A 16,234-nucleotide genomic window follows, 5' to 3' on the forward strand; every position below is an offset into this window, starting at 1 on the left:
ACTGATGACCAAAAGCAATGGATTATCAGATTTTTATTTACTCGTGCAAATAAAAAAGGCGCTCAAATATTTATTGTGTTGCACGGTAAAAACCTTACTTCATGGGTAGGGACAAAAAATACTGCTGGGTTTGGAGACACCTTTAAAACTGGTGCAACATTTGTGGGATGTGAGGCTAGCAGTAAAAAACTATCTCCTCTAAAATCAATTTCTGTCGCTACTGGTAAATATTTCTTGGCTGACCCTGAGAGTTTTGAAAAAGCACTTCCGGATGGTGATATTGGGACTATACCGGAATGGCTGAAAACGGAAATTAATCCTGCTACCGGACAACCAGACCCCGCTAGAACTCTCCTCAAATATTTCCCGGAATTAATTGAAACCAATCCGGCGTTGAAAGACACGTCAATACTAACTCCATCCACAAATAATCTGGCTGACACAGTTGAACAGTTAGAGTCACTGCTGAAGTTGGAAATTCTCGATGTAGAGACTGAAGAGATTGACAGTACTTTCTTAAATAGAGTTGTTGAAATTGTCATGAAAGGTCAACCACCAGTTTCATTTGAGGCGATAAGAAAGCAGAAATCATGGCAGAGGGATTGGAATATGAATAACCCTGGCAGACCACAACTTAGGAATGCACTTAAGTTCTTAACGGAGTCAGGAACAATATCAGGAGACGAGGCTACAGGATACGTCTTGGCTGATAAAAACTAAAGTGTTCCCAAGGAAGTTCCCAGCCTGGAGGATAACTGTTCCCAGTCGTTCCCAAAGCTTGTAAGCCTTATGGGAACGTGGGAACGCCTGGGTTGGTCACGACTGGGAACCCACCTGGGAACGCTTTCATAAGGTAGTAACAACAGTTGAAGTAGTATTTAAAAAATCTGGAGTAACAATGACAAGAAATTTACCAAAAATAGAACTAAGAGACGACTGCATTATTATCCGCAATTTAGAAATCAGGCTTTTTGATGCAGTTGATTATTTACAGCCAATCCCTGAATATGATTATGAAGCTGTTTGCATTAACGCATTTGAAATTGGCTTTTTCTGTCTTAAAAGAATTGAAAATCGGAGTGACACCGAATTTGTCAAACAACAATTTAATGTTTTATTAAATGAATTATATCAAGCTGTGAATGAGATACCAAATACCATTTCCGCACAATTAGCTAATCAAATTGGTATAGAGAATGGTCAACTCCTAGCTCCTCTGCAAGGTCAAATAAACCTGACTACAGCAGTAATGAACGCACAAATAAAAGCTGTAAGTGATTTTCTCAATCAGAAATTTGACCCGTCTCAGCAAAACTCAGTTTTTGGCAGTGCTGTACAGAAAATTGAAAACTTGCTGGATAATAAAAGGTCGGACTCTCTGCAAAATATATTTTCAGCAGCGATCGCAGATGTCACAACAAAAGACGGTGTTTTAGCTGCGACAGTTAAGGCGGTAGTGAATGAAGCCGTAAAACCATTAGCGAAGGAAGTCGAGAAATTAGCCCAGCAGATTAGAGAAAAAGAATTGGTAGAGTCGGTGCTGGAGCAAACTATTGCTAAAGGAGTGAGTTATGAAGAAGCCGTTGTAGTGGAATTACAATCGTGGGCGAAATTATATGGGGCTGAAATTACCCATGTGGGAAATGACAAGCAAGCAGGCGATATTCTCCTCAAGTTCACTGCCAACTCGATAGCAGCTATAGAAATGTCGATTATAATTGAGGTCAGAAATCGAGACTCTGCAAGTTGGGGACGAAAGAGGATTTCTGATCAATTAACCAGAGCAATGATCAAACGTAAAGCTACTGCTGGAATCTTCTTAAGCCACAGTCGTGAGGGATTAGCTCAAGAAATTGGTTACTGGGGACAAGGAAGCTGCGATCAAGGATTATGGGTAGCGACTACACACGAAACGCTCACTGTTGCCATCCAGTTTTTAATTATTAACCAGCAATTAGCCTCTCAAAAAAGTTTCAATGCCGAATTTGACCATACATCTGTAGAATCTCAATTGCAACGTATTCAAGGGTCTTTAGATTATCTGGCTCAATTTAATAGCCATTCAACTAATATCGAGAAAAATTGCGTAGCGATTAAAGCAAAAACTAAAATGATGCGGACTGAAATTCGTAGTGCTTTAGATTTAATTTTGGAGACTATGAGCATCAAGCAGGCTTGACACTCTCCGGCGTGAATGCACAGAGATTCTTTAATCTATGAGTTAACTTGCTCAGTCAGAATCTCTCCAGACAAAGTAGAGGTCAACTCTCCTAAAGCGTTGCTCGGATCTAGTCCATTAAAGGGCAATATCTTCTAATATTTTTAAATTAAAAGACAATTGCTTACAAGGGGTTAGTTTCGATTTTCTGGCAACAGCAATGTATCTTCAATTTCCTGGCGAACTGAACGGCTGACGTAACACTCGCTGTTCAGACAATCAACTAGCAACTTATTAACGTCATAATACTACTTTAACAGTTGTTTCTGATCGTCGTTGAATTGCCAGTGGTGTCCAATATTGCGATGCTTAATCATCACGCTTCTGAGTTCTTTAGCCCACGCTTGACCATTTTTTTGCCACCAATTCTTAAATGATTTTTTCTCATCAGCACTTGGGTCGGGCAGTTGGTCTTTGAGTTGTTGTAGCGATCGCTTTAATTCGAGGGAGAGGGAGAGGTAGAAGGCTCGGACAGCAACAGGTTTATAAGGGGTTTCTACAGAACATGATTTTTCATTAATCAAGGTAAGGAATTCCTGTAGTTTTTCATCGCCTGCTAAAAGCTTATCAATCCTCTGCTTCATCAACTGCAACAGGTCATCAGCTTCCTCTAATATCCCCACAGTTAGCAAGAAGATTTCTCGCCAACGTTTGTCTGTGATCTGATTGACTGACTGACTAACTAACTGTTCAAATGCCTGCTGAGGTTTGCGGAAAATCCCCATTTTTGTCAGTAAGCTTTGTACAATTTCCATACAGCTATCGATCCGGTGCTTGTTTGTTCTAATCAGCACCTTAATGGTTCGATAGCTTTCTTGTCGATTCCCTCAACTCAAAATTGTCCGGAGTATTGTTATAAAAGTAAGATTAGATACGTAACATTTCGGAAATATTGTTTAGACAGTCTGTTGAATCGGGATCTCAATCACAAACTCGGTTTGATGACCAGGTATGGAATGGCATCGCAATGAGCCATTATGCTTCTTAGTCACAATCTGATAGCTGATCGACAACCCCAATCCAGTCCCTTTGCCAACTGACTTAGTGGTAAAAAATGGGTTAAACAATTGTTCTTGAACAATTTTTGGGATACCTTGACCGTTATCTGCAATCCGAATTTGTACCAGATGTGAATCAAGCATTTGAGTAGAAATCAGAATTTGACTCGGCTGTTGCTCAATTTCCTCAAACGTGCGCTGTTGGTCTCGTTCTTCCAGGGCATCGATTGCATTGCAAATGATGTTCATAAACACCTGGTTCAATTGAGAAGGTTTGCACTCAACCAACGGCAGGTTGCCATAATTCTTAACCAATTTAATTTCCCAGTTAGACTTGCCTGTGAGGCGATGCTGCAAAAGTATCAACGTACTATCAATGCCCTCATGAATGTTGACTTGTTTTATCTCAGCTTCGTCCATACGGGAGAAGTTCCGTAAAGATCGCACAATCGTTTGAATCCGGACTGCTCCAACTTGCATTGAGGAAAATAACTTGGGTAAATCTTCTACTAGGAAATCTAGGTCGATTTCCTTTCCTTCCTCCTGGATTTCTGGTAATGGGCTGGGATAATATTTTTGATACAACCGCAGCAGTCTTAATAGGTCTAGAGTATAGTCATTGGCAGGCTCGAGGTTGGCATAGATAAAGTTCACTGGGTTATTAATTTCATGCGCTACCCCAGCGACTAACTGCCCCAAACTAGACATTTTCTCATTTTGTATTAGTTGAATTTGCGTTCGCTTCAATTCAAGTAAGGTGATTTCTAGTTCAGTTGCTTTCTGCTGCAATAGGGCTTCTGACTCTCGCAAAGCTCTTTCAACTTGTTTAGAAGTACTGATATCACGAGCAATTTTGGAGACACCGATGACTCTGCCTGTTGTATCTTTAATTGGAGAAATTGTTAGTGAGATATCAATCAGTGTTCCATCTTTGCGTTGACGCACGGTCTCAAAGTGTTCAACTCGTTCTCCAAGTTTCATTTTCTGAATAATTTGGGCTTCTTCGTTGATCCGATCGCTAGGAAGAAGCATTGTCACACTTTGACCGATCGCTTCTTGGGCTTTATAACCGAACAGTCTTTCTGCCCCATAATTCCAGCTAAGAATTACTCCATTCAAGGTTTTGCTGATAATAGCATCTTCAGAGGACTCTACAATTGCCGCAAGGTGAAACAAAGCTTTTTCAACTTGTCTAGTAGTACTGATATCACGAGCAATTTTGGAGACACCGATGACTCTGCCTGTTGTATCTTTAATTGGAGAAATTGTTAGCGAGATATCAATCAGTGTTCCATCTTTGCGTTGACGCACAGTCTCGAAGTGTTCAACTCGTTCTCCAAGTTTCATTTTCTGAATGATTTGGGCTTCTTCGTTGATCCGATCGCTAGGAAGAAGCATTGTCACACGTTGACCGATCGCTTCTTGGGCTTTATAACCGAACAGTCTTTCTGCCCCATAATTCCAGCTAACAATTACTCCATCTAAGGTTTTACTGATAATGGCATCTTCAGAGGACTCCACAATTGCTGCTAGCTGAAATAAAGCTTCTTGGGCTTGCTCATCTACTAAATTTACCATATTAATTTACTACCAAAATTTATAAATAAAGGGCATACACAAATTTTTGACTATTGTGCATTCTAAATACTCTTTTTTTGTTCCTATTAAAGGAAAAGAGTCAGCCTTACACAACTTTAATTAGTATTCCCTTAAGTGCTAAAGAATTAACATTTAAGTTTTTAGAAGTTTAATCACCATGTCTGACTTTTTTCAGTCGTTTCTACCGACTTGCTATCTGCGGCGATTGCCTCCGGCACGCTACGCGAACGTACAAAGGTTAGTGTTGATTTACCTAATTGACCACGCAGTGTATGGTTTAATTTTTCCCATATCCCGTTGTGCTACCATTTTCTGTAGTAGTTGTATACCATTGAGCTTGGTGGAAAGTCTCGCCTGTTGTATATTCCATTGGCATCCTGTTTTAAATTGATAGTAGATTGGATTAACTTTTGTTTAAGTCCCGCTATCAGTAATGGAAATATAAATTAAAAATTATGTTCCTTTTCCCAAAACAGAATTAACTTTAATAGTGTTCAGAACTTCCTTTGAGAAAACGGATCTCAACTTCATGAGCAGTAAGGGGTTCAGAAAATAGGTAGCCCTGACCTAATTCACATCCAAGTTGCTGTAGCCACTGAAGTTGTTGTTGTGTCTCGATCCCTTCTGCCACAACAGTTAATTTCAGTTGTTTACTCAAGGTGATGATACTACTTACAATCTGATAGTTACGGTTTCCTGCCTGCATTTGAGTCACAAAAGAGCGATCTATCTTCAAATTATCAGCCGGTAAACAATGAAGATAATTAAGTGATGAATACCCAGTTCCAAAGTCATCAATGCTGATCTGAATTTTTCTTGCCTTTAGTTGGGTTAACAAATCAATTGTCTGACTGATATCCTCGATTAACATACTCTCAGTAATTTCTAAGCAGATCGAGTCGCCTTCTAAACCAGTTTGGGTCAGTATTCGCTCAATATCTTCAATTAAACTGGCTTTGCGAAGGTCTTGAGTAGAGAGGTTAATACTGATTTTGAGTGGAAAGCGATTCTTAAACTTCCTTTTCCAGGTTGCTAGTTGTTGACAGGCTGTGTAAAATATCCAATTATCAAGCGACACAATTAAGCCAATTTCTTCTGCAACAGGGATAAAATACTCGGGACAAACAAGCCCCTGAGTCGGGTGTTGCCAGCGAACTAATGCCTCAAATCCAACTAGCTGATTCTCAAGGATGTCAACAATAGGCTGATAGTATACGATAAACTCTTCTTGTTTGAAAGCCTTTCGGATATCCGTCTCTAGCTGAAGTCGATTCAACGCTTGAGTATGCATGGCTGCATCAAAAAACTTATAGGAATTCCTGCTTTGTGCCTTAGCTCGATACATCGCAATGTCAGCATATCGAATTAAATCGTCAGCCTGATGATAATCCTTGGTTCCGAGAACAATGCCGATACTGAAACTGGTAAACATTTCATATCCATTGACTGTTAACGGAGTTTGACAATCCTCTAAAATAGCTTTAGCAATTTGAATAACTTTTTGAGTGCTAGGAATATCCTCTAACAGAATCACGAATTCATCACCACCCAGTCGAGCGACTAAATCAATGTCCCGCAAATGAGTTTTTAGCTTTTGAGCAATAGTTTTGAGAACTTGATCTCCAACCAAGTGTCCCAGACTGTCATTGATCACTTTGAACCGATCTAGGTCTAGAAACAAGACGGCATAACAGTAGTTTTTGATCCGCTTTGCTCGGTTAATAGCCAGTTCAAGCCGTTCTCTTAACAGTATTCGATTTGGCAAATCCGTTAATGGATCGTGTAAAGCATTATAAATAATCAGTTCATAAGCTTGTTTGATGTCGCTAATATCTGTGATTGTACCTACATATCCTGTGACTATGTTTTCGGCATTGCGTTCTGCTACTCCTTGACCAAATACCCAACTCACAGTGCCATCAGGTCGCTGAAACCGATATTCTAAAATAAAGGAGCGATTTTCTTGTGTTGCACGATACCACTGTTCGGTGATGTTGTCTCGATCATCAGGGTGTAATCCTTTCATCCAGCCTCTACCCGACGCTTCTTCTGGCGTGAGTCCAGCAATAGTACACCAGCGTTGGTTAACGTAAATACAGTTGCCTTCAACATCGGTACGGAAAATTCCAACAGGGGCAGCAGCAGCGAGTGTCGCATAGCGCTGTTCACTCTCTCGCAGTCGGGCTTCCGTTTGCCTGCGCTCAATTAATTCGGTTTGTGACTGCTGGTATGCAGTAGCTTGTTGAATGGCGATCGCCAGTTGAGTGGCAAGCTGTTGCAAAAGCGCCACTTCTTCGGGTTGCCACTGCCGGGGAGCATGGCTTTGTGTTGTCTCTAGCAGTCCCCACAAGGTATTGCCATGAATAATTGGAATTAGAACTTTTGCACGAGTCTGCAATTGTTTTAGAAGTGCTTGATGGCAGTCCGTCATTTCTGTTGCATAAATATCGGATACAACTCGAACCCGTCCTTGTAGATAGGCATCTGACCAATCTGCTGCAAAACAGGGATCGTAAACCTGTAGACCGAGTTGAGATCTGATTTTACCGGAGGTCGATTCAGCAACAGCTAGCATCTGCAAATCGGGTTGTTGCTGCCAAATAGCAACGCGATCGCAACCCAAGAAAACCTGTAGTTTTTCAACTGTGGTATTAAGGATATCTTGTAAATTTAAGGATGATCGAATTTGAGAGGCGATGGTTGCAATGAGGTGTTCCTGCTCTGCTTTCGCCTTCAGTACAGATGTTCGCTCCTGCAATTTTTGTTCCAATTCCATTGGGCGATTTTCTAGGAGTTCTAATTTCTCCGCTTCTAGCCGCAATACTTTCTGTTTTAAAACCTCGGCTAACTTGTATAACTTTAGCGGGTTGAGTGCGTGTAAAAGGCTGCTTTGTGTAATCATGCCTAGCAACTCTCCCTGGAAACCCGTCACTACCAATCGCCGCATCAATTGCTGCTCCATCGTTTGCTGCACAACCCACAGCGAATCATTTGGATGAACTGAGAAGATTGGTGTACTGATCACAGATTGTGCCTGAGAGATTTCCAAATCTAAATTTAAAGCCTGAAATTGAACGATATCTCGCTCAGTTACAATTTCAATGGGAATTTTGAGCGTTTCCTGCTGATTAGCTGCCTGTTCTTGCACAATCACAACGGAACTGATTCGATGCATTGCCATCAAGCGGGCGATCTCAAGTATTGAAGCATTGGGATTAGCATAAATCACCTGAGTAGTCATAACTTCATCTGCAAAACGCAACCGCAACAGGTCTACTGGACTTGATATTTGCTGCAAACTCTCTTTGGTCAGCAGCCCAACCAAGCGATCGTACTCATCAAGAATAGGCAAATGATCCATGTGATGTTGCTGGAACAGATTAATCGCAAAAAAAATATCGGTGAAAGCAGACTCGCGTAGCGCGATCGCCGAAGGGGTGATCACATCACGAATGGGCAGGTTTTCTAAAACTCGTTTCTGGGCAGTGAGCTGCACTACATCTCGTTCAGTAAAAATGCCAAGCAATTGATTATTTTCAATAACAATCACGCAACTTGAGCGTGCCTCAATATAAAAATCATCCAATGGGCTATCGACTGCTCTTGAAGCCGAATAGATAGCACGTACACTGCTCATCTGGAGGATCGCGTCTATCACTACTGTATCAGGAGTAACAACTAGTGGGTTACGGATGATCGCCGATTTGAGTTCGGCTGGCGTGAGTATGGTTGCATGTATAAACATTTGCCAAGATGTAATTTGAGCAGCTATTTTTAGAATACCCGTTATTACTAGCGGTGTATATAATATGGCTAACATTGGGGGCAACAGCCGCGATCGCTCTTGAGGAAAAATTTGCGATTTACTGAGTGTAGGTCTGTCCCTAATACCTGTACGTTCGCTTATTTTTGAAGGATGAGAAGAATTAATGCCTTACTGTCTAAGGAAACAAAGTAATTCTGAACCTAATCGTGGGAACACCATCTGCCCAAATCAGAACCAGAAGCATCCATCACCGCTTGAACACTGTAGCGTGAGCGTACTGCGCGCGGGAAAAACTAAGCAAATATCCGTAGTTATGCCAGCCATAATTAAATTAGTAGGATTCGTATCTTTGCAGTTGACGATAAAGATGGGGTACTGACATGGGGTAGCTTTTTGTGTGGAAACTTGAACATCCCGTACCTTTCCTCTTTCTGTCACCCTTGTCTTTTTCTGGAGACGCTAGTACTTAATGCAATAAAAAAATAGCGATCGCGCTTTCCCACTTGATAGTTTGGGAATACTAGGGTCACGGGTATATATTTCAAATCTTACAACCCCTAGTATGATGGCGACATTTATCAACTATTCTTTCCACTCTAAGAGTAAACTCCAAAATAACGGATTTATTTTGATTGTGGATGATAATCCGACAAATTTATCTGTCCTGTGTGAAGCGCTCAATAGTGAGGGTTTTCGTTTCCGTGTTGCAGTCGATGGAGAAAGTGCGATCGCTCAAGCTGAACGCAATCAACCAGAGTTAATTTTGCTGGATGTACAAATGCCTGGTATTGACGGATTTGAAACTTGTTGTCGCCTCAAAGCTAATCCTGTTACCCAAAATATCCCAATTATTTTCACCACTGCCTTAGCGGATACAGAGAGTAAAACGAAGGGATTTTCCCTTGGTGCAGTAGACTATATCCCTAAACCGTTTGCACAAGAGGAAGTCATTTCTAGAGTGCGCGTGCATTTACAACTCAAACAATTGACTGAATCTTTGGAACAACAAGTCAGCGATCGCACCAAGGCTTTGCAAAAAGCCCAAGTCAAGCTGGTGCAGCAAGAGAAACTATCAACACTCGGAGAGTTAGTCGCTGGTATTGGCCATGAAATCAACAACCCCATCAACTTTATTTCCAGCAATATTTCACCCTTGCAAGGATACATTGTAGCAGTAACTGAGTTGCTCCTACTGTATGAACAAGAGTATCCAAACCCAACAGCCAAAATTACCACTGCTATTGAGGACTTGGATCTAAACTTCGTTCTCGAAGATATTGTTATTTCATTCTAAGTTAAAAAAAGTATTTTGTCTTAAACTCTTACGACTACGACAAAAATATATTCTTTGTAATTTGGTTGAGACAGAAATCAGTTTTTGAGTCTTGATTGATACAAAGGAATTATGATTGTAAATTCTGTCCCTTTACCTGGTGGGGAAATACATTTTAATTTTCCTTGATGTTTCTCAATGATAATTTTGTAACTAATAGACAAACCTAACCCTGTACCTTTACCTACACTTTTAGTCGTAAAAAATGGGTCAAATAAAAACTTTTGCAATTTTTCTGGAATTCCCAGACCATTATCAGATATACAAATCATTACCTGTTGCTCATCTGTGACTTCAGTTTTCAGAATAATTTGAAGATTTTTCATTCTTTGGTTATTAGTAAATGCTTCTTCTAGAGCATCAATAGAATTAGCTATAATATTCATAAAAACCTGATTTAGTTGTCCAGCATAGCACTCTACTAATGGCAAATCACCGTATTCTTTGATCAACTCAATTGCTGGACGATGGGATGCAGCCTTGAGACGATGTTCTAGAATCATCAGCGTACTATCGATCCCATCATGAATATTCACTGCTTTCATTTCTGATTCATCCAAACGCGAAAACTTCCGCAGAGATAGGACAATTTCTCTAATTCTTTCGGCACCAACTTCCATTGAATTCAACAATTTAGGCAGGTCTTCGAGAATGAAATTTACATCAATCGCTTTTGCTCTCTGTTCAATTTCTGGCACTAGCTTAGAATTGTGCTGCTGGTAAAGTTGTATTAGTCCAACTAAATCTTCAATATATTGCTTGGCAGGGTGAAGGTTGCCATAGATAAAGCTAACTGGATTATTGATTTCATGTGCTATACCTGCAACCAACTGTCCTAAGCTGGACATTTTTTCGCTTTGAATTAACTGAGTTTGGGTGTTTTGTAGTTCGTATAATGCTGTTTCTAGTTCTTGTGCTTGCTGTTGGATGTCTGAGAGTGCTTGTTTGCGTTCTGTGATATCTTGGAAATACCAAATTCTGCCGTAATAATCTCCAGCAGGCGATCGCACTGGCGCAGAATAACGATCAAACGTCCGTCCATCCTTGAGCATAATTTCATCACGGCTTTTTTTCTCTGGATGTTGGTAGAGATACTCAACTTGAGCGAGGAATTCTGCTGGATTTTCCACTAGGGCTAGGACACATTCCAGGAGTTGCCAGTCCGAACCAGTCTGGATTATTGCCGCAGGAATTTGCCATAAATCGGAGAAATGTTGATTAGATGATGCAATCTGACGATTTTCATCAATAATCAGAATGCCGTCGATTGAAGCTTCTTTTTGAGCTTGCAGTACAGCATTACTACGGTGCAGGGCAGCTTCTGCTCGCTTCAGTTCCGTAATGTTAGTAGCTGTGCCAGTTATACCTAAAACATTTCCAACTTCATCGTACAACACCATCGCATTACATAATAAATTCAGCTTAATGCCATCTTTTGCAAGCACAACAGCTTCGTACTCAAAGACTGACTCTCCTGCCAATATACGGGGCAAAATTCTTGGCTGTTGCTGAAATTCTTCAACCGGCTCAAACTCACTACAGTGACGACCAATCATTTCTGCTGGTTCATACCCATAGATGCTTCTCACTGCTTCATTCACATAAGTCCAACATCCTTGGGTATCTACTGACCAAATCATGTTCTGGGAGGTCTCAACCAAGTCACGGTAATTTTTCTCACTTTCCTTTAAGCCAAGTTCTACTTGTATACGCTTGATGCCCAAGGAAATCTCGTTTGCAGCTAATTGCAATGCCTCTAGGGCTGATTGTGTCAGGGTTTGACGGGCAAACATTGCAATGACACCGATCAGATCCCCGTCTAAAATTAGGGGATATCCTGCAAAAGCAACCATGCCTTCCTGCTTTGCCCATTCTTGATTGCTTACACGCGGATCATCTAGAACTTTATTAGTCAGGTGAGGTTTACGTTCTTGGGCAATTAATCCAATTTTGAACATCCCTACAGGCACACGAGCGTGAGAACCATTAATATGAGTGTAAATTCCAGAACTAGCTTGTAGTTCCAGTACGTTTTCTTCAGTATTCAGCGTCCAAATGCGGGCAAAAGCAGCATTAAGATGCTTGACTAGAGCATCAGTACAATGCTTGAGAATTGGCTGTAGTGTCTGACCTTGGGTGATAGCAGTGTTTATTTCTACATGCAAATTTGCTAAACATACTTTTTCCGCTAGTTCAGCTTCTACTCGCTTTTGCTGTGTTAAATCACGAATAGTCCCAACTAAGAAATGAGCACCTAGCTCATCCTCAAACAAACATTTTTTGGTCAGGATAAAGTGTGTTACGCCATCGGAATCTGTAAAAAATTCTTCATTTTCATCAGTTATGCCTGTACTAAAAACCAGTTCATCTTTTTCCCAAAACACATCAGCTTCCGCTTTGGGGAAGAAATCATAGTCAGACTTGCCAATTAATTTTTCTCGGCTATACCCAATGAAATTACAAAAGGCATCGTTAATTAGTATCCACTGATGTTGGTGGTTTTTGACAAAAATGGGGTCAGATATCCTGTTGATCATCCGCAACATAAAAGCCAGCGAGAAGTTTTGTTGTTGCGTATATTCAAACAGGGAGGAGTCATTGAGAGATTTACAATCATTCATACGCTCAGTCGGATCTAAAATTCAGCTAAACAAAAACTGACTAGCTATGCATATGTCAGCTTTATTGATATTTATCGAAACAGAATTCTTCTTCATTATTCCCAGAAGTTTTGCTGTTTTAACACGTACAAATAGTCGTTTAACACCCAGACCCTAGTCAGAAATTGTACTGAAAACCATTTTTTTTACTTTAATCCTGCTTGAATTGCTCTTTGCCCGTCTTGTTCTGCGGATAAAAAACAATTTCGTTGCTAGAATTTAAAGAGTCAACTGGATTAGTAAAAGTTGGTGCATCTAAGCAGCGATTAAATGAACTTAAGTTTCCAAAAAATATCAGCTTCATTTATTATGTTTCTACTGTGCGCGATCGCAATTTGTAAGTAGCCCCTCGATGAATAATCGCTTTAATTCATCTTGATTTTTGAGCAAGGCGAATTAATCCGAAAGTCCTTGGGAGTATTTAAATAAATCGGGCAATGGGTAACAGATTATTGTCTGAGGATAGGATTGTCAGTGGTGGCATATTCTAGAGTACTGTTCCAGCCGCATCGGTAGGCAGTGTCTACTCGCAATGTCCTGCCGTTGCTGAACTTAATGTACTCCCGTTCGTTGTCAAAATACACATTCGAGACAAGGCGATTCCGCACGTCATAGCCCCATTGTTCTTGGGCTGCCCTCCACCATCTTTGTCCAAGGGATTGTAGTTGTGGCAGTTCGATAAAATCATCTTTCCAGTATTTCGTAGTCCACCGATTTCTCATGGACTCAATCAAAATGGCATTAGGACTGACAATTTCTTTGCCTTTGCTTTGGAGCCAAAGCATATAAACAATCGCACTTCGGAAGCAATCCTCAAGTCCAGAGGTACACCCCTCAAAGGCTTCTTGTACCTCTTCAAGGTACAAGTCTACTCCAAGCGCCATTAACGCTGGACGGTAAATGTCAATTAATTCGCGTTCTGCTAAATTAAGTTCCCACATTTAGTCACTGCGCCGAACAATTAATTAAAATTTAGCATCGTGAGATGAATGTTAGCTCGTAATTTTTCCCCTCGACGGGAAAATTATTTGGGATTGCTGTCCTCAGTCAGTCCATCAACAAAAATCCTCAAGCATTCTTACCAGCCGGGAACGGCTTTGAGTTTTTCCCTTTGACCTTCATAACCATTGAGAGCGATGTCTATGACGAGCTACGCGGGAGCATCCGGTATTATTTTTCCGGTTTGAACAAGCGATGACTAACTCTAAAATATGTATGCTGCGGTCAGTTGACCGACACTCTCCTGAAATCTTGTAGTGCTAGTTTTTGATAAAAGTTAGCACTACAAGATTAGCATTAAATGCTCCCGACTCTTTTTATGACAGCTAACGTATGATAAAAATTATCAATTAAAAATCTGAATTCTTGGGAATTAAGTAATGTCAGCGAAAAGCGAGGTCATAATTAAATTTAGTGGCTTATTACCAACAGCCACACCAGTAGAAAATAAAAAAGTTGAAATCTCACTGACTGACCAAAATGGAATAGTGTTCACAGCGCAAGTTAACGGAAAAAGCTGGCGCAAAGCTGAAACTAGCGTGGCTGAATTTCCAGACTGGGCGGGGACTGTATCAGGTAAGCTTGGTCAACGGACAGAGAACGGGTTTGAGATAATGGAAGCCGGGATTCAAATCTTTGAAAAGAAGGCAAATGTTGTCAAACCCCTTGTGGGCACTGCTGTATCTGAGACTGAATCAAGTTCATGAGTTTTGAAGAATATTGAACATTCTTTGTTCTAACTGAGCTTGATTAACTGGGCGATTTGGTACAGTGACGATTGCAAATATTGGGGGGATAAATATCTCTACTTCATGGGGATAGTCTACAAGAAACATTTCCCGATCGATGCTTTAGGGTTGGAGGCTTTTCTTCCACGTCCCACATTCTCGGAGTAATTAAAGCTGACTTGATGAATTTGTTTAAGTATTTTACGGATTGATAGTCACTGATTGTGGCTCTAATTTTCCATTGGATCATCTCGCCCAATGCCAAGCTCGCGCAGTTTTGCCTTAATACTTTCTGGATCGACTCCACAGTAATAATATTTTTTGCTGCTCAGATCAGCTAAATAGTATCCAGGCTTTCCACAATTGATCCGAAAAAGTTCTAAGGCAACCTTTTTTTTGCTTGTACCAAACATGAATTCTATATCGCTGTTCTGAGGTAAATTCAGTGGATTATAAAAGGTTCTACCTTTGATGAAATGCCAATAAGACTCTTCAAGGGTAATTTTACGCAAAATGATTCGATATTGAATCGGGTGAATTACTGTCATAATTTTATTTATTTAAGCTATGATTTTTTAAGGAAGCCCCCAAGTGCTAGTTGGGGGACTTTTCAGGCTACGGGTTAGTTTTCGTCTTCCTGTTCATCAATGTCTAAGTCATCTATGATGTCTTGTCTATCCTTGCAATGCCTACGGCATCGGTCGCCATATTCAGGCGACGGTGCTGCTTGCATGGTTACTTAGCGTAGCCGAAGTACAGCTTCCACCTGCACCGAGGGCATTTCGCCCTCCCAACAGTTGCATAAGTTTCCACGCCCAAGCGCGGTACTTTTACAAAATTAATTTGCGATTTTTAAGGGAAAATTATAGCTACTCCATCGGATCTTCCCGTCCAATGCCGAGTGATCGCAGTTGCACTTTTATGCTGTTCCAATCCTGTCCGCAGTAGTAATATTTTTTGTCTCGAATATTGGCCAAGTACAATCCTGGTTTGCCACCATTTATGCGGAATAATTCAACCAAAACCTTGACTTTGGTCAATCCGTTTCTTTCAAGTGTTGATTCTAGATCGGTAGAAATGCCACGAGGGTTATGGAAAATATCGCCGCCGTGGAAAAACCACTTTGTTCCCTCGCGCTCGTAAATTTGAAGGTAAATGGGTGCGTGAATTTTAACCATAGTTACAATAATAGTATTAGAAATTAATAGCCCCCAGAGGGGTAATCTGAGGGCTATTGGACGTTACTCGTCAGAAGATTCTTCTTCTTCGTCATCCTCGTCCATAAGGTCTAGGATGTCGTCTGTGTACTTCACATCAACGCGATCGCTCATGTCTTTGCTGCCCTGCTATCAGGCTGCAAAGACATGAGCTTTTACCTAAGAGGACTAGGAATTGAGTATCAGTTTGAAAACTTGGCTCTGTCAACTTCCCCCCTAATCAGCCACAAAAGTAGGATGATGTAAATCAAGCCCAGCGGTGCGATGCTACTGGGCATCGTCCACTGTAGTCTGTGCTTTGTGCGATCGCTCTACTTATCCTCTAAGAAAATGGGAAGCGATCGCATCATTCAAAGCCCAGTCATCCCAACTGGGCTTTTGAGTTTGAGAAATATTCTCATTTTTTTCGCAGAGGAAAATACTGAGTGCGAATCGTCCTCAGTCAGCACGATTGTGGATTACTTATCAAAATATTATTTTGCAGAATAACTCTTCCTAGAACTCCTATTTTGATAAGTGATGTTTGTTAGTACTGCTTCATCATTGATTTTGAGGATTCCGCCACCCCTGACGGAACACCCAGCTTCAGTTTACCTATCAACGCTTTCGCCGGGGTCTGAGCCGACGATGAAGCGGAGTCTTAATCTGGTTGCACAGCTGCTGACTAATAATGAAGCAGATTACTTAACTCTCGACTGGTCAGCACTCAGGTACAA

General features: G+C 40.9%; 9 protein-coding genes and 5 pseudogenes. 6 read left to right on the plus strand and 8 right to left on the minus strand.

Annotated features, from left to right (window positions below; all coding sequences use genetic code 11):
• Both V7K49_RS28145 and V7K49_RS28150 read left to right on the plus strand, forming a co-directional pair.
• A pseudogene (locus V7K49_RS28145) lies at positions 1-720 on the plus strand (hypothetical protein); the annotation flags it as partial.
• Positions 721-898: 178 nt separating this feature from the next.
• Positions 899-2,179: a hypothetical protein gene (locus tag V7K49_RS28150; protein ID WP_335208566.1), complete on the plus strand. Its 1,281-nt coding sequence runs from the start codon at positions 899-901 to the stop codon at positions 2,177-2,179.
• Positions 2,180-2,352: 173 nt separating this feature from the next.
• Here the strand turns inward: V7K49_RS28150 and V7K49_RS28155 are convergent.
• From V7K49_RS28155 to V7K49_RS28170, 4 genes and pseudogenes are all read right to left on the minus strand, one after another.
• Positions 2,353-2,973: pseudogene (locus V7K49_RS28155) on the minus strand (NACHT C-terminal helical domain 2-containing protein).
• A 141-nt stretch (positions 2,974-3,114) separates the two neighbouring features.
• On the minus strand, positions 3,115-4,794 hold the full coding sequence (locus tag V7K49_RS28160) for a PAS domain-containing sensor histidine kinase (RefSeq protein WP_335208570.1): 1,680 nt from the start codon (positions 4,792-4,794) through the stop codon (positions 3,115-3,117).
• A 188-nt stretch (positions 4,795-4,982) separates the two neighbouring features.
• Positions 4,983-5,220: pseudogene (locus V7K49_RS28165) on the minus strand (transposase); the annotation flags it as partial.
• 79 nt (positions 5,221-5,299) lie between these two features.
• Complete coding sequence (locus tag V7K49_RS28170) at positions 5,300-8,635, minus strand: EAL domain-containing protein (protein ID WP_335208571.1); 3,336 nt, start codon at positions 8,633-8,635, stop codon at positions 5,300-5,302.
• A 511-nt stretch (positions 8,636-9,146) separates the two neighbouring features.
• Here V7K49_RS28170 and V7K49_RS28175 point away from each other — a divergent pair.
• A pseudogene (locus tag V7K49_RS28175) lies at positions 9,147-9,860 on the plus strand (response regulator); the annotation flags it as partial.
• Positions 9,861-9,952: 92 nt separating this feature from the next.
• Here the strand turns inward: V7K49_RS28175 and V7K49_RS28180 are convergent.
• Together V7K49_RS28180 and V7K49_RS28185 are read right to left on the minus strand one after the other, a co-directional pair.
• Positions 9,953-12,535 carry a PAS domain S-box protein gene (locus V7K49_RS28180; protein ID WP_335208572.1) on the minus strand — a complete coding sequence of 861 codons (2,583 nt, stop codon included), beginning with the start codon at positions 12,533-12,535 and terminating at the stop codon, positions 9,953-9,955.
• A 488-nt stretch (positions 12,536-13,023) separates the two neighbouring features.
• Positions 13,024-13,515: a hypothetical protein gene (locus tag V7K49_RS28185; RefSeq protein WP_335208573.1), complete on the minus strand. Its 492-nt coding sequence runs from the start codon at positions 13,513-13,515 to the stop codon at positions 13,024-13,026.
• Between the two features lie 438 nt (positions 13,516-13,953).
• Here V7K49_RS28185 and V7K49_RS28190 point away from each other — a divergent pair, with 438 nt between their 5' ends.
• A complete protein-coding gene (locus V7K49_RS28190; protein ID WP_335208574.1) occupies positions 13,954-14,280 on the plus strand; it encodes a hypothetical protein in 327 nt (108 codons plus the stop codon).
• A gap of 251 nt (positions 14,281-14,531) precedes the next feature.
• On the opposite strand, the gene V7K49_RS28195 is transcribed toward V7K49_RS28190, so the two are convergent.
• Together V7K49_RS28195 and V7K49_RS28200 are read right to left on the minus strand one after the other, a co-directional pair.
• A complete protein-coding gene (locus V7K49_RS28195; protein ID WP_335208575.1) occupies positions 14,532-14,849 on the minus strand; it encodes a hypothetical protein in 318 nt (105 codons plus the stop codon).
• 321 nt (positions 14,850-15,170) lie between these two features.
• On the minus strand, positions 15,171-15,479 hold the full coding sequence (locus V7K49_RS28200; RefSeq protein ID WP_335208576.1) for a hypothetical protein: 309 nt from the start codon (positions 15,477-15,479) through the stop codon (positions 15,171-15,173).
• A 298-nt stretch (positions 15,480-15,777) separates the two neighbouring features.
• Here V7K49_RS28200 and V7K49_RS28205 point away from each other — a divergent pair, with 298 nt between their 5' ends.
• Together V7K49_RS28205 and V7K49_RS28210 are read left to right on the plus strand one after the other, a co-directional pair.
• On the plus strand, positions 15,778-15,900 hold the full coding sequence (locus tag V7K49_RS28205) for a hypothetical protein (RefSeq protein ID WP_335208577.1): 123 nt from the start codon (positions 15,778-15,780) through the stop codon (positions 15,898-15,900).
• A 137-nt stretch (positions 15,901-16,037) separates the two neighbouring features.
• Positions 16,038-16,234 (plus strand): annotated as a pseudogene (locus tag V7K49_RS28210) (integrase); the annotation flags it as partial.

Origin of the sequence: Nostoc sp. (assembly GCF_036919675.1) — a bacterium.
In the GTDB taxonomy this organism is placed as follows: Bacteria; Cyanobacteriota; Cyanobacteriia; order Cyanobacteriales; family Nostocaceae; genus Nostoc.

Excerpts from the sequence above, each read along its gene's own strand:
- V7K49_RS28170 (WP_335208571.1), bottom strand. The coding sequence starts at position 8,635 with ATGTTAGCCATATTATATACACCGCTAGTAATAACGGGTATTCTAAAA.
- V7K49_RS28160 (WP_335208570.1), bottom strand. The coding sequence starts at position 4,794 with ATGGTAAATTTAGTAGATGAGCAAGCCCAAGAAGCTTTATTTCAGCTA.
- V7K49_RS28190 (WP_335208574.1), top strand. The coding sequence starts at position 13,954 with ATGTCAGCGAAAAGCGAGGTCATAATTAAATTTAGTGGCTTATTACCA.
- V7K49_RS28195 (WP_335208575.1), bottom strand. The coding sequence starts at position 14,849 with ATGACAGTAATTCACCCGATTCAATATCGAATCATTTTGCGTAAAATT.
- V7K49_RS28200 (WP_335208576.1), bottom strand. The coding sequence starts at position 15,479 with ATGGTTAAAATTCACGCACCCATTTACCTTCAAATTTACGAGCGCGAG.
- V7K49_RS28185 (WP_335208573.1), bottom strand. The coding sequence starts at position 13,515 with ATGTGGGAACTTAATTTAGCAGAACGCGAATTAATTGACATTTACCGT.
- V7K49_RS28180 (WP_335208572.1), bottom strand. The coding sequence starts at position 12,535 with ATGAATGATTGTAAATCTCTCAATGACTCCTCCCTGTTTGAATATACG.
- V7K49_RS28150 (WP_335208566.1), top strand. The coding sequence starts at position 899 with ATGACAAGAAATTTACCAAAAATAGAACTAAGAGACGACTGCATTATT.